The organism is Clostridium sardiniense (genome assembly GCF_050584765.1).
GTDB classification, from domain to species: domain Bacteria; phylum Bacillota; class Clostridia; order Clostridiales; family Clostridiaceae; genus Clostridium; species Clostridium sardiniense_A.
The window spans coordinates 220,964-240,925 of sequence record NZ_JBNOOR010000001.1 but is presented as its reverse complement, the minus strand read 5'-3'; the positions used below and the strand labels follow the sequence as shown (position 1 = coordinate 240,925).

18 protein-coding genes and 1 pseudogene are annotated in these 19,962 nt (G+C 28.5%); 4 read left to right on the top strand and 15 right to left on the bottom strand.

Features of this window, described 5'->3' with window-relative positions:
• Positions 1–6: 6 nt before the first annotated feature.
• Positions 7–966, bottom strand: coding sequence for an ABC transporter permease (locus ACQPUW_RS01205; RefSeq protein ID WP_430835671.1), 960 nt, complete (start codon positions 964–966; stop codon positions 7–9).
• Positions 967–1,497: 531 nt separating this feature from the next.
• Entirely contained in the window at positions 1,498–1,647 is a 150-nt protein-coding gene (locus ACQPUW_RS01200; RefSeq protein WP_430835670.1) for a hypothetical protein, read from the bottom strand.
• 219 nt (positions 1,648–1,866) lie between these two features.
• Between ACQPUW_RS01200 and ACQPUW_RS01195 the strand changes: the two genes are divergently transcribed.
• Positions 1,867–2,466, top strand: coding sequence for a hypothetical protein (locus tag ACQPUW_RS01195; protein ID WP_430835669.1), 600 nt, complete (start codon positions 1,867–1,869; stop codon positions 2,464–2,466).
• Between the two features lie 105 nt (positions 2,467–2,571).
• The gene (locus ACQPUW_RS01190) at positions 2,572–2,937 is read left to right on the top strand and encodes a CoA-binding protein (protein WP_430835668.1); all 366 of its coding nucleotides are present in this window, start codon (positions 2,572–2,574) and stop codon (positions 2,935–2,937) included.
• Positions 2,938–3,115: 178 nt separating this feature from the next.
• Here ACQPUW_RS01190 and ACQPUW_RS01185 read toward each other — a convergent pair whose 3' ends face one another.
• From ACQPUW_RS01185 to ACQPUW_RS01150, 8 genes are all read right to left on the bottom strand, one after another.
• Positions 3,116–4,540, bottom strand: a complete 1,425-nt coding sequence (locus ACQPUW_RS01185; protein WP_430837256.1) for a 6-phospho-beta-glucosidase — start codon at positions 4,538–4,540, stop codon at positions 3,116–3,118.
• Between the two features lie 55 nt (positions 4,541–4,595).
• The gene (locus ACQPUW_RS01180; RefSeq protein ID WP_430835667.1) at positions 4,596–6,515 is read right to left on the bottom strand and encodes a beta-glucoside-specific PTS transporter subunit IIABC; all 1,920 of its coding nucleotides are present in this window, start codon (positions 6,513–6,515) and stop codon (positions 4,596–4,598) included.
• Between the two features lie 139 nt (positions 6,516–6,654).
• A complete protein-coding gene (licT, locus tag ACQPUW_RS01175; RefSeq protein ID WP_430835666.1) occupies positions 6,655–7,479 on the bottom strand; it encodes a BglG family transcription antiterminator LicT in 825 nt (274 codons plus the stop codon).
• Positions 7,480–7,764: 285 nt separating this feature from the next.
• Positions 7,765–8,157, bottom strand: coding sequence for an HsmA family protein (locus tag ACQPUW_RS01170; protein ID WP_430835665.1), 393 nt, complete (start codon positions 8,155–8,157; stop codon positions 7,765–7,767).
• Positions 8,158–8,181: 24 nt separating this feature from the next.
• A complete protein-coding gene (locus tag ACQPUW_RS01165) occupies positions 8,182–8,607 on the bottom strand; it encodes a MarR family winged helix-turn-helix transcriptional regulator (RefSeq protein ID WP_430835664.1) in 426 nt (141 codons plus the stop codon).
• A gap of 19 nt (positions 8,608–8,626) precedes the next feature.
• Positions 8,627–9,085, bottom strand: coding sequence for a hypothetical protein (locus ACQPUW_RS01160; protein WP_430835663.1), 459 nt, complete (start codon positions 9,083–9,085; stop codon positions 8,627–8,629).
• A 178-nt stretch (positions 9,086–9,263) separates the two neighbouring features.
• Positions 9,264–10,163 carry an HD domain-containing protein gene (locus tag ACQPUW_RS01155; RefSeq protein WP_430835662.1) on the bottom strand — a complete coding sequence of 300 codons (900 nt, stop codon included), beginning with the start codon at positions 10,161–10,163 and terminating at the stop codon, positions 9,264–9,266.
• 311 nt (positions 10,164–10,474) lie between these two features.
• Entirely contained in the window at positions 10,475–11,854 is a 1,380-nt protein-coding gene (locus ACQPUW_RS01150; protein ID WP_430835661.1) for an FAD-dependent oxidoreductase, read from the bottom strand.
• Between the two features lie 254 nt (positions 11,855–12,108).
• On the opposite strand from ACQPUW_RS01150, the gene ACQPUW_RS01145 reads away from it, so the two are divergent.
• Together ACQPUW_RS01145 and ACQPUW_RS01140 are read left to right on the top strand one after the other, a co-directional pair.
• Positions 12,109–12,441 carry a DUF1622 domain-containing protein gene (locus tag ACQPUW_RS01145; protein WP_430835660.1) on the top strand — a complete coding sequence of 111 codons (333 nt, stop codon included), beginning with the start codon at positions 12,109–12,111 and terminating at the stop codon, positions 12,439–12,441.
• Between the two features lie 207 nt (positions 12,442–12,648).
• A complete protein-coding gene (locus ACQPUW_RS01140) occupies positions 12,649–14,133 on the top strand; it encodes an MATE family efflux transporter (RefSeq protein ID WP_430837255.1) in 1,485 nt (494 codons plus the stop codon).
• 255 nt (positions 14,134–14,388) lie between these two features.
• Here the strand turns inward: ACQPUW_RS01140 and larA are convergent, their stop codons facing one another.
• The 5 genes and pseudogenes from larA to ACQPUW_RS01115 form a co-directional block, all read right to left on the bottom strand.
• A complete protein-coding gene (gene larA, locus ACQPUW_RS01135; protein ID WP_430835659.1) occupies positions 14,389–15,663 on the bottom strand; it encodes a nickel-dependent lactate racemase in 1,275 nt (424 codons plus the stop codon).
• Between the two features lie 58 nt (positions 15,664–15,721).
• Positions 15,722–16,468 carry a nickel pincer cofactor biosynthesis protein LarB gene (larB, locus tag ACQPUW_RS01130; RefSeq protein WP_430835658.1) on the bottom strand — a complete coding sequence of 249 codons (747 nt, stop codon included), beginning with the start codon at positions 16,466–16,468 and terminating at the stop codon, positions 15,722–15,724.
• A 19-nt stretch (positions 16,469–16,487) separates the two neighbouring features.
• Positions 16,488–17,282 carry an ATP-dependent sacrificial sulfur transferase LarE gene (larE, locus tag ACQPUW_RS01125; protein ID WP_430837254.1) on the bottom strand — a complete coding sequence of 265 codons (795 nt, stop codon included), beginning with the start codon at positions 17,280–17,282 and terminating at the stop codon, positions 16,488–16,490.
• A 15-nt stretch (positions 17,283–17,297) separates the two neighbouring features.
• Positions 17,298–18,485: pseudogene (gene larC, locus ACQPUW_RS01120) on the bottom strand (nickel pincer cofactor biosynthesis protein LarC); the annotation flags it as partial.
• A 370-nt stretch (positions 18,486–18,855) separates the two neighbouring features.
• Positions 18,856–19,767 (bottom strand): hypothetical protein, encoded by a 912-nt coding sequence (locus ACQPUW_RS01115; RefSeq protein ID WP_430835657.1) that lies wholly within the window; start codon positions 19,765–19,767, stop codon positions 18,856–18,858.
• Between the last annotated feature and the right edge of the window lie 195 nt (positions 19,768–19,962).

Here is a 19,962-nt window from a genome sequence, read left to right as displayed (position 1 = left end):
CTTTCTTTATATTATGCTGAGAATTACTATTGAAATAAGACTTCCTACTATGCTCCCCATAATAGCTATTGCCATGTATTTTTTAATACACCTAAAAATAATCTCCTTCTTATAAAAACCCAACATATTACAAACTATAATTTCTTTCTTCATCTTCTCATACCAATAAATACTTATTGAAATTACACAAAGCATAGCTGATATAAACATAATTAAATACATATATGAAGTCATAGAATTTTTATCTAAATCATTTGAGTTTATTACTTCCTCCGTACTCTTTCCTGTTAAAGGATCTAAAGTACCCACCGTCATCTCCGAGCCTTCAATTTTATTAAATTCAACTTTTCCCCCTGTCTCAGATTTAACTTTATCTATAAAAATTTCTGAATTTTTAATTCCATCCACTATAATATTTCCATTGATACTGTATATTTCATTAACTAATCTAAGCGGAATAAAAATCATAGAATCTAATCTACTCTCATATTCTGCACCAATAACCCCAATAACCTCATAACTATCTCCATTAATTTTTATCCATTCTTTGTTATCTTTTATTTCCACCCCATATTGTAAACCTTGTCCAATAACAGCAAGCATTTTATTTCCAAAGGATTCCTCTTCATCTAAAAACCTCCCTTTTATTAACGGTGGAGACTTAAACCCTTTCTTATTATAGATTCCTATAATCTCTTCCTGGTCAAAACCTTTTCTAAATACAGCTCCATTCCTAGGGAGATTCTCCTTTATAGATTTTTCAAACTCTAAAGCACTTATATCTCCACTAACATTAAATTCTTGAGAATTTACAGTTAAAAACCCCCTTGCTATTGTATTTAACTCTTTAGTTGATGAATAGTTGGATACCATCATAAACAAAAATATTGTTACCGAAATAAAGCATAGAAATAATGAACAATTTATTTTTATAAAATTATATAGTTTTTTAATAAAAATCTTCAAACTTTCTCCCCCCTCTATTTATATAATTTAAGAACACATAGCAATATAACTACATCTTCCTAAAATATATAGAGCTTGTCCCGATTTAGCTATATAACCTCTAAGTTAATTTGCATACTTATTTTGTATATCTACCACAGCCCCCAATCTTACACTTTCTATCTGTGACATATGAATGTCCTGTATTAGTATCTCCACTCATCTATCCTTTTTTAGAACTATATTCAAATATTGGAGTTGCTATTGATGATACTATAGTCCTCGACTCGAAGTTAACCGTTAATTTTTTACTATTTTCTCTTTTTACGTAAACTTTTCCCTCAATTAAAATTATTACATTTTATTAATAATATGTAAATATATAGGATTCAATATTACTTTTTAATATTGAATTATTATTTAATCTTATATATTCAAATCGGTAGTCTAAATCTAAAAATAATTTCTTATCCTATTATTTTAAAATCCACAATAAAAAAACAGTAAGTATACTTATTCACATATAAATATACTTACTGTTTATTAATTCATTTATTTTTCTTTATTCTTTAAATCCTTATCTACTTTCTCTAAGTAATCTGTTTGCTCTACTATATTTTCTTCAAAGCTTTGTACAGCACCTTTTGTATAGTTTCCCATCATATAAGGATTTACTTTTCCTGTTAATCTACTCTTTGACATACAATCACCTCATAGATTAGTTTTCCATTTAACTTATTATATATTCATATAATCCTGATACAAACTTTTCTATATAAAATATGATGCTTATTTAAAATATATTTTCAACAACTATCCATTTGGAAATCAATTCCTAAATATGTATAATTAACATATATTTTAAATATATTTCATTTATCATTTGTATTAAAAGTTTATTATAAAAAGGAGTAGATAATAATGAAAAAATTTATATTAATACTATTTACATTAATTCTTTCATCTCTAATTATTAGTTGTAATTTTGTAGATGATAAAAAGACCATTGAAAATACTGATTTAAAAATTGAACCTACAGAACTTAAAATATCTTCAAAAGATACCCTAGGTGCAGATATGGCTATACTTGATTATGCATCTGATGATATTATTATTTTTCATGGATCTTTTGGACTTTTTGTATTTGATACAAAATCTTCAAAGGTAATTAAAAGTATTGACTTGGAACCAATTAATTGTATCTCTACTCAAGGTGATAATCTTTGTGTAGTATCAGTAAATAAGGATGGTACTATAATACAACTTCATAATATTTCAAGTGAAAGAATGTATATATACACGCTAAAGGATAATTTATTGATTGAAACTCCTTATAAACCTATGGAGAATTCTTTTGAACTTATTCCTACACCTGAAAACATTAAAGGAAATGATATTGATTATAGCTATGAAAGTGTAAAATTTGATAACGGAGATTTAGGATATCTAACTGCCTCAGACTCTACAGTTGGATCATTAAAATATATAAGAGGAGATACATCTTACACTCTCTTTAAATAAATAATTTTTTATATTATAAAAATAACTAAAATAAGCATCTAAGCTACAAAATAAATATTTTATAGCTGTTTGTAAAATACTTATTATATGAAAGGAGTGTTTAATATGACTACTAAAGATATAACTTCATTTAAAAATTGGGTTGTTATTGGAGATGTAACAAATAGTGAAAAATATGCTTATAAGATTCTAAAGAAATTTAAGGATAAAGATTATAATGTGTCTGGAGTTTATCCTAAAGGTGGAGATAATGCTTATAAATCTTTACATGATGTTCCTTCTAAAATTGATGCTATAGATTTATGTATTAATTCTAGGGATGGATTAAAATTTATTGAAGAAGCTAAAGAACTTGGTATAGAAAATGTATTAATTCAACCTGGTGCTGAGAGCGATCAAATATTGCAGTACTGCAAAGATAATGACATTAAAGCAATACAAGGATGTGCCTTAGTTAAATTAGGTAAATAGCCTAATGATATAATACTAATTTAGTATGAAATATAAGCCCTAAATTATAATAAATTAATAAAATAAAGAGGCGTATTAAATTGATTTTAAAAGTCAACTTAATACACCTTCTTTTTATTTATGCAAATATTACTTTCTATCTAAGTTTTATAGCTTTCTAATCTTTGCACTTATTATTTTATATAGAATCTAATTCTTCTCCATTTGATCCGATTACTTTTTTGTACCAATAGAAGCTCTTCTTTCTTGATCTTTCTAATGTTCCATTACCATCATTATCTTTATCTACATAGATAAATCCATAACGTTTTTTCATTTCTCCAGTACCTGCACTAATTAAATCAATACATCCCCAAGGAGTATATCCCATTAGGTCAACACCATCTATCTCTACTGCTTTTTTCATTTCTACTATATGTCTTCTTAAATAATCAATTCTGTAATCATCATTTATTGAACCATCTTCTTCTACCTTATCAACAGCACCTAATCCATTTTCCACACAGAATAGTGGTATTTGATAACGGTCATATAGATTATTTAATGAAATTCTAAATCCTTCAGGATCTACTTGCCATCCCCAATCTGAAGCTTTTAGGTAAGGATTTTTAACTCCCCCTAACATATTCCCTCCAGTTTGATCTTCTCCATTAGCTGATTTTACAATTGTCATATAGTAACTAAATCCTATATAATCAACCTTTCCTTCTCTTAAGATTTCTTCATCCCCATTTTCCATCTTAATCTCTATATCATTTCTTTCAAAGAACTTCTTAGCTTTATTTGAATAGTATCCTCTTACTTGTACATCTGCAAATAAGTATGTTGTATCCATAAATTCATTGGCAGCTTGAACATCCTTTGGATTACAAGTTTCAGGATAAGTTTGAGGATAAAGTATCATACATCCTATTTTAAATTCTGGGTTTATTTCATGTCCAAGTTTTACTGCTTTAGCACTTGCTAAGAATTGATGGTGTGCTGCTTGATAGCATACTTGTAATTTATTTTCACCTTCTTTAAATCTTATTCCTGCTGGAATAAATGGATGTAATGCTAATACATTAATTTCATTAAAAGTCATCCAATACTTTACTTTATCTTTATATCTATTAAATATAGTCTTGCAGTAATTCATATAGAAATCTACAAGTCTTCTATCTCTCCATGCTCCATATTTCTCAACTAATCCATATGGCATTTCATAATGTGAAATAGTAACTACTGGCTCGATTCCATACTTTAAGCATTCATCAAATAAATTATCATAGAATTTTAATCCTTCTTCATTTGGAGTTTCTTCATCTCCAACTGGGAATATTCTAGTCCAATTTATTGAAGTTCTGAAACACTTAAAACCCATCTCAGCTAATAATTTAATATCTTCTTTATAGTGGTGATAAAAATCTATCGCCTCATGAGATGGATAGTACTTTCCTTCTATTACTCCCTCAGTATATTCTCTAGCTTTATCTACAGCACCTCCTGTAGCAACATCTGCTGTACTTACTCCTTTTCCATCTATATTCCATGCTCCTTCACATTGGTTAGCAGCAACAGCTCCTCCCCATAGGAAGTTTTCTTTAAATCCAGTATTTTTCATCATTCTCACCAATCCTTCTCTTCTTCTTTATATATAATCTTATAATTGTATTTTACTAAACTAGTACTGTTAATAACTCGTCTTTACAATCAACTCTTTTTTTATCTGTTTCTATTATGTCTAAGCAAGAATCACTATTAGTAATAACTATAGGTGTTACTACTGAGTATCCTTCATTTTTTATTGCATTTATATCAAACTCTAGTAAAAGTTGACCTTTTTTAATTTTTACTCCTTGTTTAACTTTAGGAGTAAAATACTTACCATCTAATTTAACTGTATCCATACCAATATGAATTAATATTTCTGCTCCACTATCAGTTGTAATTCCTAGTGCATGACCTGTTGGAAATACTGTTGTTAAAACTCCATCTGCTGGTGAAACAACCTTACCCTCAGTTGGATTTATTGCAATACCTTTTCCTAATGCACCTTTTGAAAATGCTTCGTCTTCTACTTCTGATAATTCTTTAACTTCACCTTTTAATGGGCTAATTAATACTTCTTGTTTCATAAGATCTTTTTCTTTTATAACATTTTTCATATCATTTTCATTATTCTTTGATTCTGTTTCATCGTCTTTAAATTTACCAAATAACATTAGTAGTATAAATCCAAGTACAAAAGCAACTGTCATCGCAATTAATGCACCATAAAATCCTTTATCAATACCTGCTTGTGTATTAATAAAAGTAGGTATAGCAAATATTCCAAGTCCTCCCATGCTATATCCCATAGTTCCCATAAATCCTAATATACCACCACCTACTGATGCTGCAACACAGCTTAATATAAATGGTCTTTTACGAGGTAATGTAACTCCGTATATAGCTGGCTCTGTAACTCCAAATATCCCTGAAATAAATGCAGGCACACATAATGATTTTAAGCTCTTATTTTTTGTTTTAATTAATATTGCAAGGACTACACCTATTTGAGCAAATGATGCTGCAAAAGTAAGTGCTAGAACTGGATCATAACCTAAAGTTGTTAAGTTATTAATAGCTACTGGTATTAATCCCCAATGTAATCCAAATATAACGAATACTTGCCAGAATGCTCCTAGGAATAATCCTGTTACTATTGGACTAAGATTATACATACCTACAGTGATTGCTCCTAAGATTTGTCCAGCCCAAGTTGCTATTGGTCCAATTACTATAAATGTTAAAGGTACTATAACTAATAAAGTACAGAATGGAACAAAGAAATTTTTAACTACATCTGGTATTATCTTCTTAAATCCTTTTTCAATCTTTGATGCTACATATGTTGAAATAATTATTGGAATAACACTTGATGAATAGTTCATAAGTATTACTGGAATTCCTAAGAAAGTTATATGAACTGGTGATTCAATTATTGTTCCTTGGAATAATGTAAATAGTGGTTCACCAGCTGTTAATCCTGATAACGCTGGATAAACAAGTGCTGCACCTATTGCCATTCCTACGAATTGATTTAACTTAAACTTCTTAGCTGCTGTAAGTCCTAAGAAAATTGGGAAGAAATAAAATAATGAATCTCCTATAGCATTTAATATTTGATAAGTTCCTGACTCTGGTGTAAGCAAACCAAATGATATAAATAAGGCATTAAAACCTTTAATCATACCTGTTGCTGCTAGCACTCCTAAAGTTGGTGCAAATACACCTGAAATAATATCTATAAATTTATTAAAAGGACTCATTTTTTCATTTGATTCTTCTTCATTAGATGCTCCACCAAAGCCACCAATTTCAACTACAGTATCATAAACATCTGGAACATGATTTCCAATAACCACTTGGTATTGTCCACCACTTTTAATTACAGTTACGATTCCATCCATCTTTTTAAGCACTTCTGTATTAGCTTTGCTTTCATCCTTTAACTTAAATCTTAATCTTGTTATACAATGAGTTAAACTGTTAACGTTTTCTTTACCGCCAACATTTTTTATAATATCTTTCGCCAATTGCTCATACTTCTTCATAATATTTTCTCCCCTTTTTTAATATTTTTTTGTATAAAAAAAGCGACACCATATTATAAAATAATATATTTATAAACATATTACTTTATAATAAATGGTATCGCCTGCTTTACCAGTAACAATCCAAAATTTTATTCTATTATCTTTGAGTTACACGTTGTATATGAAGTGTCAAATATAATTGCTCCTCATCTGATAACTCAACTTCTAAATACTTTTCTATTTTCAGCATGCATTTATATGCATTTTCATACTTTACTTTAACTTGTTTTAATAAAAAATCATCTTCTGACTCTATTATTTCTTTCTTGTTTAACCTTTCAAAGAAAAACTTCAAATGAGTTACAAATCTTTCGTAATTAAGAGATCCCTCATCTAGCTGAATATTATATGTATATCGTACAATATTTAATATATCTTGTATCTTCCTTGTTATTTTAGAAACATCTTCTACTTTACATGAAGTATTAACTTGCGCATTGATTAAGTGAAGTGCAATATTTCCAGCTTCATCTTCTGGTAGATCTTTTCCCGTTTCCTCTTTAATTAATTCTAATGCTTTTAATCCTATCTTAAACTCTTTAGGATAAAACTTTTTTATCTCCCATAAAAGTCCATTAGCTTTGTTGAACCCTTCATCATAAATCTTAAGTGCATAACTTATGTGGTCTGTGAGTGTAACATATATATAATCACTAAGTTCTGTATTTAAAATATTTTTAGCATATTCAATTATGTCATAACATAGTGAAACTTCCTCGGTAGGTATATCTTCTAATAACAACTTAAATTTTTCCGATGCTTCTTTTTGCTTTAAAATAAATGTTTTTTCTATTAGATTATCATCTATCTTATCACCTATCTTTTTCTTGAAAGCAATTCCGCATCCCATAACTACAATTTCTTGCTTATTAGAAGCCTTTGCTAAGACTGCATTGTTATTAAAAATTTTCTTTATTACCATAGACCTCACCCCCATTACCACTTATTATACACTTTTATAATATTTATAAAAAAAACCTCAATTAATCAAAAGAGACTTGTCCATCTCTTCTCATTAATTAAGGTCTCGCCTGATCTAATCAGTAACGATCACAATATCTAAATGTAAGCGTTTAATATACTATTAATATACCGTCTTTCACAATAACTGTCAATACTTGTTTTAAAATTTTCAGAAAAAAAGATAAGCTATATTAAACTATCATTTAATTATTTCTTATCTTTCTTTCTAAAGTTTATATTACTATTATGACATACCTATAATCATACCTATAATATAAGGTACTAACCATACAAACCATACTGCTATACTAAACTTATGGAATATTGCTTTCTTCTTTTCATCATTTTTATATAGGACCCAAGTTGCCCATACTGCATGAAATAACATCAATATTATTGCTAATGCTCCTGTTATACCATGAATAGCAAGTTGAGTTGATGAAATTGACATATTGCCTGTACCTGCAATACTCTCCATAGTCATAGTACCTGTAGTATCAAATAATAAACCTATCCAAAATACTACTACATGCCATCTTTTTAATGTATTAGCTTTTCTTTCTGACCATACACCTATAGTATAAAATATTAAAGCTAATGTAATTGTAATAATTGCAAATATTAATTTTCCACTCATTTTAATTTTCTCCTTTAGTCTTACTTATTCTTTAATTTTATTTCTTAATTTTATTAAGTTACTTTTTACTTCTTCAATTTCTTCTTCCGTAAAATTTTTAAATATTTCATCAAAACTCTTATTAATATGATTTCTGAAATTTTTTGCAAATTCTATTCCTTTATCTGAGAAGACTACGTAAGTATTTCTCTTATCATCTTCATTTTTAATTTTCTTAACATATCCTGCTGCTTCTAATCTTGTTACTATACCTGATACTGTCCCCTTAGCTAAAAACATCTCATCACATAATTGTGATATAGTGACTTGTCCATTATGAGCAATTAATTTCATAACCATAATTTGTTGATTAGTAAGACCACTCTCTTTTAGATTTTCACTAACTATCCCCATAGTACTCGCATATATTTCTTTTATAAGCATTGCTATCTCAAAAGAATCATATTTCATATTAGTATTCCTCCTAAGCTTAATTGCTGTATTTTAATTTAGTATTTTCAAATTTTAATGAGCTTATTAAGAAAAATACTCCAGCCATAAATAATGCAAATCCTAATCCCATATAGAATGTTCCTACATAAACAGGATTAAATATCTTTAAAGCTCTTACTGTTATCCCAAAGGAAATCATGAATCCCATTATTAAATAGCTCTTTACATCAAAAAATGAAAATATACAATGTTTATCTAATTCACTATTTATAATTCTAGTAGTATGTTTTCTAAACATCTTACTAAATATGAATTTGAAGAATACATAAAATATAACAGCTGCAAATACTAAGCTAATAATCCATGCACCATGGTTACTTTGTACATCTTCACCACCTAAAGTTAATACTCTAAATCCTGCAAACATCCAAACTATCCCTGCAATTAATAATAAAGTTCTTTTATTTACTCTAAATATATATTTTTTAAAATCCATAATATCATCTCCTAAAATATCGTAAATTTGTTTGCATGCAAACAAATTAGTTCCTATGCAAACTATTTTATGCTTCTCAGAGAAATTTGTCAATAATATTAATGTAATTTTTTATAAATTAATAAAAATAAAAAAAGGAACACATATATGTTCCTTTTCATTGATATTTATATAACTTTTATAAATAAAGTCTTGTTTCAAGTCTTCTATCATATTCTGACCAAGTACCACTCTCTGTTTTATCTTTTACTTGAGTTATTTTATTCATAGTAGCATCTATAGAGTCAGCAAAATTTACTATAAACGCTTCTTCCATCTTAGCTTCTCTAGGAGATCCATATTCTAACTTTCCATGATGTTGAGTTATACATCCCTTTATTCTACAAACAAAATCATCACTATACATCTCTGGATTTTTTCTAATTGCTTCATCAATCATTTGTATTCCAATTACAATATGACCTTCCATTTCACCTCTAAGAGTATATTTAAAAGGACCTTCATAATAAAGTTCATAAATCTTTCCTATATCATGAAGCTTTGCTGAAAGCATTGCTATCTCACTTCTTCTACATTCATATCTATCACAAAGAACAGAAGTTAGGTGCATAACGTTTAGGGTATGCTCTGCAAGTCCTCCTATATAATTATGGTGCATAGATACTCCACCTATTCCCTTTTTAAACTTCTCTAAAAACTCTTCATTTTTGAAGAAATAATCATTTAATGCTTTTCCTTCTTTAGAAGTTATGTAGGCTCTTGTATATTCTTCAATTTCATTCATTATCTCTTCAATTGGACGTTTTACAGTTGGAAGATAGTCTGATACATTGTATTCAGATACAAATTGAAACTTTTTTACATCTAAATTAATATCACGAGTTCCTTCAACCGCTAATACATTTCCTACTTTAATCTCATCGCCTTTTACATGTATGTTAGCTTTTATATCTCCACTTTTATCAGCTAACATGCATACTGTTTTAGATGCATCTTTATATATAATTTTCATTACCATTAAGGATGTCTTTATATTACCACTTTTTATATCACATAAAAATTTATCTTTTGCGCTCATATTGTCCTCCAGTTTTTATTTATTTTCATTTAAATAGTATGTGTAAAAATCTATTATTTATATTTTAGACTAATCAATTATAACAAATTTTCATATTAATTAATTGAACAAAATAAAAACCATAGCTATATTCTTAGAAATAATTTAAAGATACTTATGCAAATAAAAAACTACCCATTTTATTATAGAGTAGCTTTTTAGTAGTTTAAATATTCATTTATTATTCTATTGTTATTTGTAATATTAATTTTTTCCTACCTAAGAATAGTGACTTTACCTTTAAAATTTTATTAAATTATACTTAGCTAAATTTATTTCATAAATGCTCCTGAAAATAATTCATTTAATCCTTCTATTATTGTTGGGTGAGTATAAATGTTATCTCTTAAATATTTATAACTAATATTATTATCCATAGCCATCTTTATAATATTAATTAATTCACTTGAATCTACACATAAGAAGCTGGCTCCTAGTATTCTTTCATTTTCTTTGTTTATTACTACCTTTAAGAACCCATCTGTCTCTCCAATTTGCTTAGCTCTTGGAATTGCATTTACTAGCATCTTAGCTACCATTACATCATAGCCTTCTTCTTTTGCTTTCTCTACAGTTAACCCTACTCTAGAGAAAGTTGGATCTATAAATGTTGAAGTAGCTATATTCTTTCTATCACTAACTTTTCTCTTCTTTTCTCCAAATAAATTATCAAAAACAATTCTAAAATCGTCTAGTGATATATAAGTGAATTGTAATCCTCCATTTATATCACCTAATGCCCATATATTATCAACTGTAGTTTTAAGAGTATCTGAAACTTTAATAAATCCTCTTTCATTAGTTTCTACTCCAGCCTTTTCAAGATTTAATCCTTCTGTGTTTGCTTTTCTTCCTGTTGATAAAAGCACAGCATCTCCTTCAAATGTTCTTCCCTCTTCAGTTTCTACAACTACTCTTTCACCCTTGTTATATATTTTCTTTGTATTAACTTCATTTATTAGGTTTATACCTTTTTTCTCATATAACTTTAATATTTCTTCTACATCATCCTTATCTTCATTCATAAGAATTTGAGGAAGATTATTAAGTAGTGTTACTTTTGATCCAAATCCACTATAAATAGATGCAAACTCTTGCCCTATAAATCCTGCACCTATTATTACAAGTTCTTTTGGTAATTCTCTTAAATTCATTAATGTTTCACTTGTAAATACATTCTTTGCTGAGTGTGCTCCTTCAATGTTTGGTATGAAAGGAAGTGTACCTGTATTTATAAATATTTTATCTCCCTTTAATACTTTAATTTCTTTTGTATCTTCGATAACAACTTTTACAGTTTCATTATCTTCGAAAGATGCTACCCCTGTAAAAACTGTTATATTTTCATTAGAATCTGCTTTATTAAAATTAGCTTTTCTTAAAGCTGTAATTAATGCTTCCTTTTTATCTATAGCTTCTCTATATGCTTTATTCTTATCTTCATAACTTTCAAAGTTTTGTCTTTTAATTTCATTAGATGAATTTTCTAAGCTCTTTGTTGGTATACAAGCTAAATTAATGCAAGTTCCTCCGTACATCTTAGGACTCTTTTCTATTAACGCTACCTTTAAACCTTTATTCGCCATATTAGCTGCTAGTGTTTTACCACCTTTACCAAACCCTATTATTATTCCATCAAATCTTTCTTCCATAATTCTCACTCCTATACTGTTAATTCATTTGTTATCTTTTGCTTTTTTAATTATATTTACACTTTATCAACTTACAATCTTTCTTTCAATTAGGCACTTTTTAGTAACCTATTATTATTTTTATTTGCATTTATTAGTAATTAATAAAGCTCTTTTTTTTATCTATATACTATCTTTGTTATGATATAATACATTTTATAAATAATGTTATTTATTATATATAAATACAAATATAGGAGGTAATTAAATTAGAGATGAAACATCTTTTAGAAATTTTAATATTAGTATTGAATGCTTTATCTATAATAGTTATAGTCTGGGGAGCAGCCTTAGCTTTTATAAACTTTATTAAATCAGAGGTAACTGCAAAAAATAAAGAAGATACGGTACTAGAAATTGGTGCTATTAAAAATGATTTGGGTTCATACATATTATTAGGACTTGAAATTTTAATTTGTGCAGATATTATTGAATCTATTTTAAATCCAACAATTAATGATATGGTAATTTTAGCATCAATTGTTGTTATAAGAACCTTTATATCTTATTTCTTAAATAAGGAAATGGAATCTAATCATAAAAAATAAGTATATAAGCTATAATCATACGGTGCTGTTGCAAAGCTAACTTTGATTAACTGTTTTGCAATAGCATCTTTTTATCTAAAATAAATAAATATTGATTCTGACTATTTACTAGTTATTTTAGAGTACTCCATCCTATATTAAATTATCTATGCCATATAAGGCATCTTACATTTCTTTTTTATTTTGTATACACTACTACATTCATAGATTATCTCCTTAAATATATACAACAATCTTTTTATTAAAAATACTAATATATTATTGATAAAATTCATATTAAAAGCTATAATATATTGTTATTTTAATTTACAACATATGGGGGTGAATCAATTTATGGGAAAAGAATTAAATCTTACAGAAGGGCCTATTATAAAAAAGCTTATAGCGCTTTCATTACCTATAATGGGAACTTCTTTTATTCAAATGGCTTACAACATGATAGATATGATATGGGTAGGTAGAGTTGGTAGTTCTGCTGTTGCAGCTGTAGGAACTGCTGGTTTCTTCACTTGGCTTGCTATGGCATTTGTTATTGTCTCAAAAATGGGTGCTGAGGTAAAGGTAGCCCAAAGTGTAGGTAGACAAGATTATGATGGTGCTAAAAATTACATTAAAGCATCAGTCCAAATCAACGTAGTTTTAGGTATTATATATTCATTAGTTATGGTACTTTTTAGAGGACCTCTAATTGGATTCTTTAACCTTGGAGATGCAACTGTTATACATATGGCTGAAACTTATTTAGTTGCAATTGTTTTTGGACTACCTTTTTATTTTATTAATCCTGTATTTACTTCAATATTTAATGCCCTTGGCAACAGTAAAATGCCATTTTTCGTAAATACTTGTGGACTTATTGTTAATATTATTTTAGACCCTATTCTTATACTTGGTATTGGCGACTTTAAAGGCCTTGGGGTTTTAGGAGCTGCTATTGCAACAGTTATTGCTCAGGTAGTCGTTTCTGCACTTTTTATAGTAAATATACTTAAAAGTAATCACGACTTCTTAAAGGTTAATATCTTAAAAGGTGTTAATTTCAATCACATAAGAACAATATGTAAAATTGGTCTACCAACAGCTTTCCAAAGTGGTTTATTTACAGTGTTTGCAATGTTCTTAGGTAGAATCGTAGCCGTTTGGGGCCCTGTGCCTATTGCTGTTCAAAAGGTAGGTTCTCAAATTGAATCTATATCTTGGATGACTACAGAAGGTTTAGCTATCTCGCTTGGTGCTTTTGTTGGACAAAACTTTGGAGCCAAAAAGTATCATAGAATAATGGATGGATATAAAGCAATACTCGGAATTGCACTAGGTGTTGGTATATTTGCTTCTATCTTGCTTATATTCTTTGGGAATTATATTTTCTCAATCTTTATACCAGAACAGAATGCTATAATACAAGGTACATCTTATCTTAAAATACTTGGATATTCTCAAATATTTATGTGTATAGAGATAACTACATCAGGAATATTTAATGGTGTTTCAAAAACGTATATACCATCATTGATTAGCATAATTATAACTGGCGCTAGAGTTCCTTTAGCTTATGTTTTATCTAGACCTGAAATTCTAGGAATAGATGGTGTATGGTGGGCTGTAAGTATAACTAGTATATTAAAAGGTATTATAATAATTATTGTACTGATAAGATTTTACAAAACTAAAAAGTTATTTAAAGATAATTAGAAATAAATTAGTTTTAAACTAAAATTTCCATATATGCAAAAGGACTTTTCCACTCAGTGAAAAAGTCCTTTTTAACATTCTAAAAAATTAGTGTAAAGGTTCTGGTCTGTATCTAAAAAGCTATTTTCTTTAGAATCTATTTTCAAATAAAGTCTAAAGAGGTATTTTTTAATTATATAAGAATTAAATTTTAATTATATATCTAAAAATAAGCACATATTAATTTTACATTATTATGAGTTTATTTTTATATCTTTATCTAACTATAACTGATACTCCATCAGGTATTAATGCTACCTTAGCATCTCTTCCTTTAAGCTCATAAGCTTTCTCTAATGCTTCTTCAAAAGTATATGCATGATTAATATGCATACTTTCTATCATCTTAGGGTCACACATATCAGTTACTATATAAACTGTATATTTATCAAGAATTCTAGCTAGTATTTGGAATTCCCATTGATCTGGTACAGTTTCATTTCTAGGAACTGTAGCTATTCTATCTAAAAGTTCTCTAGGTGATTTTGCATTTGCTAAGTTATCATAGAATGATTGTCCACCATGACCATCATCACAGGCTGCTACCATAATTATAACTCCACCTGGATTACATGTAGCTTCAGCAGCAGTCATTCCTTTTACTGCTTGATATATATTTTGATCTAAAGGATGACCTCCATTAGTTACTATGGCAATATCGCAATCAACTTTTTTAACTTCTGAAAGATCAAGTACAAACTTACATCCTTCTTTATGTGCTTCTTCACTATCTCCTGCAAAAGCATTTATAACTTTCTTTTCACTGTCTATTACAACATTTAATATAAATGCTAAATTTGCTTTATTAGCTGCGTATAGCATATCTTTATGAATTGGATTGTGGCATAGTTTACCTGTCCTTGCATGAGGGCTTGATATAAATTCTCCACAATGATTTGCCATTATAGTTGTTGCAGAGGCTACCCCTGGTAATACACTTTTTCTTCCACCTGAGAATCCTGCAAAGAAATGAGATTCTATAAATCCTTCTGCAATAAGAAGTTCTGCTTCCATTGCATACTTATTTAAAACTAAATCTCCACCTGATGGAAGTTTTCCCACATTTACTAACATATTTTCGTCTGTTGATACATGAATAATTATATTTTCATTTTCTACTATCTCTTCTCCAAGCTTATTTATAAGCTCTTCTCTTGTAGTAGGTCTATGGAATCCTGTAGCTATTAATATTTTTATATCTATATCTGGATTTACTTCTCTTATCCTTCTTAAGAGAATAGGCATTGTAACTTTACTAGGAACAGGTCTTGTATGGTCACTAGTTATTATAACCATGTCCTTCTTTCCTTTTACTAAATCTTCTAGTCTTTCGCTTCCAATAGGATTATCCAAAGCCTTTTCGACTATTTCCTGTTGAGTTAGTTCTGTTTTGTATTCATCTGCCTTAGATTCTAGAACTCCAACAAGATTGTTATCATCCACTTCTATACTCATCATTCTTGTATGATATGGTATTTTAAAGTTTGCCATATTAACAACTCCTTATTATTATGTATTTTTATATTAAATAAATTTTATGGGTATCTTATTAAAGTTTATTTATCATGCTTGCAGTATAGGCTGCACCAAAACCATTATCTATATTAACAACAGTAACTCCACTAGCACAGCTATTTAGCATTGTAAGTAATGGGGCTAGTCCATTAAAATGAGCTCCATATCCTACACTAGTTGGTACAGCTATTATTGGCTTATCTACAAGTCCTCCCACTACGCTAGCTAAAGCGCCTTCCATTCCAGCAATTACTATAAGTACCTTTGCACCACGTAAAATATCTAATCTATCAAACAATCTATGTATACCCGCAACTCCAACATCATATACCCTTTCTACTCTATTACCAAATATCTCACAAGTAATAGCTGCTTCTTCAGCTACTGGTATATCTGATGTCCCTGCAGTTACTATTGCGATATAAGAATCGCTAACCTTTTTAGTAGATTTTTCTATTGTTATTGTTCTTCCTAGTTTATTAAATTTAGCATCATCGCATATTGAAAGAACAGCATTATACATCTCTTCATTTGCTCTAGTTGCTAGTATATTTTTATTCCTTAAAAGCATATTCTCAATTATCCCAACAACTTGTTCTGTAGATTTACCTTCACAGTAAATAACTTCTGGATAACCATTTCTAAGTTCCCTATGATTATCTATCTTTGCATATCCTAAATCTGTAAAAGGTAGTGTTGTAAGTTCTTCCAAAGCATCATTAATAGAAACTTTGTCTTCTTTTATAGCTTTAAGTAAATTTTCTAAAGATTGTTTGTCCATATTTCTACCTCTATTTCTTCTAATTTAAACTACCAACCTTATATCCTTCTATATCTAATGTTATATATTTATATCCAAGAGCCTTTAACTCTAGTGCTATAGCTTCTAATGTCTCTTTGTCTAAAATATTTTCAATATCCTTTGGCTGAACTTCAATTCTTGCAAGCTCTCCATGATTTCTTACTCTAATCCCTTTAATTCCTAAGGATGAAATAAACACCTCTGCTTTTTCCGTTCTATCTAATTTTTCTTCTGTGATTTCTTCACCAATTTGTAGTCTAGTTAATAAGCAAGCATATGCTGGCTTACTCCAAGTTGGAAGATTTAATTCTTTAGAATGGCTTCTTATATCATCTTTTCCAAACCCTAACTCTAATAGTGGGCTTTTTACTTTTAGCTCTTTTAACGCCACCATTCCTGGTCTGTAATCGCTCTCATCATCTTTATTAGTTCCATCTATTATATTAACTACTCCAAGACTATTTGCTTTTTCTATAATTTTAGAAAACACCTTCTTTTTGCACTTATAACATCTATCCTTTGGATTGAATTTAATTTCTTCTGCAATAGGCATGTCTATAATTATATGTTCAATTCCTAAAGAAGCAGTTAGTTCTTTAGCCTCCTCAATTTCCCACTTTGGAATATATGGAGATGCAATTGTTATTGCAACAGCATTTTCTTTTAATACATCTTTGCATACCTTAACAAGAAATGTACTATCAACTCCTCCTGAAAATGCTATAGCTACCTTTCCTAAATCTTTTATGTACTCTTTTAAATTATTTATTTTATTATTATCAACTGATTTAATATTTGAAGATTTATTTTTTGAATATGATTTTATTACCTCTCTACGAACTTCTCCTAATGCAACACATTTTGCTTTAGCTATTTTTTTGCATACTTCATATTCTGGTTTTACATTTGATACCTTTCCATCATAAAAAGCAACCTTAACTGGTACATCTCCAAATTCGCATTTAATAATTTCTTCTTTTCTCTTTAATTTATCTCTTAATACCTCATATTGTCTAAGTCCTATTGTTGATGAATTAAGAAAAATTATTTTCTTTAGCTCGTCTAGATTTTTATTATTACAAATAACTGATAGTTTATATGCAGGTCTTCCTTTTTTCATAAATATTGGTGTATAAAATACATCTAAAGCACCCTTTTGAAATAATCTTTCCATAAGTAGGTCAAATTCTTCTCCTATCATGTCATCAATATTACATTCTATTACATATTCTTTTGAAGAAGTTTCTTTACTTTCACCTATCATAGCTCTTAAAACATTAGGCATATTTACTCCTTCTTTACAACCTAAGCCATACCCTATATGTTTTATTTCAAAATCTTTTTCATATGTAAACTTAGATGAAAGAGCTTTTAATATTGCTGCTCCTGTTGGTGTAGTTGCTTCAAAAGGAGCATTTTTAGCAATTATAGGAACACCTCTTAATATCTCTGCTGTAGCTGGAGCTGGAATTGGTAATATACCATGGGCACATTTTAATACTCCATATCCGAGTTCTATTGGAGATGATATTATTGAATCTACATTTAAATAGTCAATACAAATTGCTGCACCTACGATATCAACTATAGAATCTACCGCTCCTACTTCGTGAAAATGAACTTCATCTATATTTTTATTATGTACTTTACCTTCTGCTATAGCTACTTGATCGAATATCCTTAAAGCCATCATCTTTATGTTATCATTTAGATTTGACTCTAAAATAATATTCTTTATATCACTATAACTTCTACCATGATGATGATTATTATGATTTTCCAAACTGTTATGTAAAATATCATCTTCTATTATTACACTAGTTCCTGTTATTCCTTGTTTTACTGATTTTTTTATACTAATTCTAAATTCATTGTTTATACTTAATTTACTTAGCTCATTTATTAGATATTCACTAGGAACTCCTAAGTCAACTAATGCCCCTAAATTCATATCTCCACTTATCCCTGAAAAACAATCATAATATAATACTCTCATATTGGTATGACCTCCTACTATTATATTTTGATTATATATGTAATCATTATCATTGTAAATGTTAGTAATTTCTTCTAATTAGCTATTATAGATTGCTAGGGTTTAATTATATTCATATAATAAGATTTTATATATATTTTCTATTATTTTTAAATTTTATTATATTTAATAAAAAACAGCCTAGCCTTATAGGTTAAATATACTTAAAATTAAAGATTTCTTTTTTCCATAGAACAATATAAATGAACCTAAAACTCCTACTAAATATATCTAATAGCTTTTCTTAGAATATTAAAAAGGACTTTTTCATTATGTGAAAAAGTCCTTTTATCTATATACTTATATTAGCCTTAAACTAATTTTTTTAATATTATTTACCTACAAAAGTCATCATTCCGTTATCTCCAGTATAAGGAGGTGCACCTTCAACTGTTACATAACAAATTATAAGCTTATATTCTGCTCCCTTAGGAATATCTTTGCTGAAAGTTAGTACAAATGTTCTTTGTGAATCTTCCTTTGCTTCTATTCTAACTTTATCATCTGTAAGTGAATTTTTAGCCTCTACTTTATCATTCTTACCAAGGGATGCTATTCCTTTTGGTTTATCATTCATAGTGTCTTGAACCCAATAATTAGTTGCTTTAGATCCAAGTTCAACATCTACATCTCTATCATAGCTTATTTCTATTTGGTTAGGTGATATTTGATTAACCTTCATTAATTTTGGAATATTATTCTCCTTAGTTTTTTGAGATTTATCAGCCTCGTTTTTTCCAGGCTTTTGGGCCTTATCTCCCTTATTATCTTCAGGCTTTTTAGCTTTATTATCTGGAGCTTCTAAAGTGCTACTCTCTTTACTATCTTTTATCTTTTTATCTTCAGACTTTTGAACCTTATTATCTGGAACTTTTGTAGCATTACTTTTCTTACTATCCTCTGACTTTTCACTCTTATTATCTGGAGCTTCTAAAGCGCTACTCTCTTTACTATCTTTTATCTTTTTATCTTCAGACTTTTGAACCTTATTGTCTGGAACTTTTGTAGCATTACTTTTCTTACTATTCTCTGACTTTTCACTCTTATTATCTGGAGCTTCTAAAGCGCTACTCTCTTTACTCTCTTTAATTTTTTCATTTTTATTATCCTTATCATCTTGGATAGATATTTTAGAATTAATATTATTCTCCTTAATAGTTTGAGCATTCACAGCACTACTTAATGATAATTGAACTGCTAGAGTGGCAGCTACAACTAAACAACCTTTTGAAAAATTCTTCATATGTACCTCCTAAGATATCGTATTATTATTTTTACAAAACTTATATTTCCCCAAAATCATTAAATATATATATTTTTTAATATAATAAAGTTAAAATATTTGCTTATGCGTTCCATTAATCAACTTTTTAATTATTTTGATTCTTAATCATAATTGCATTTCCGATTCCCATAACTTTTATATTATGTATTTATT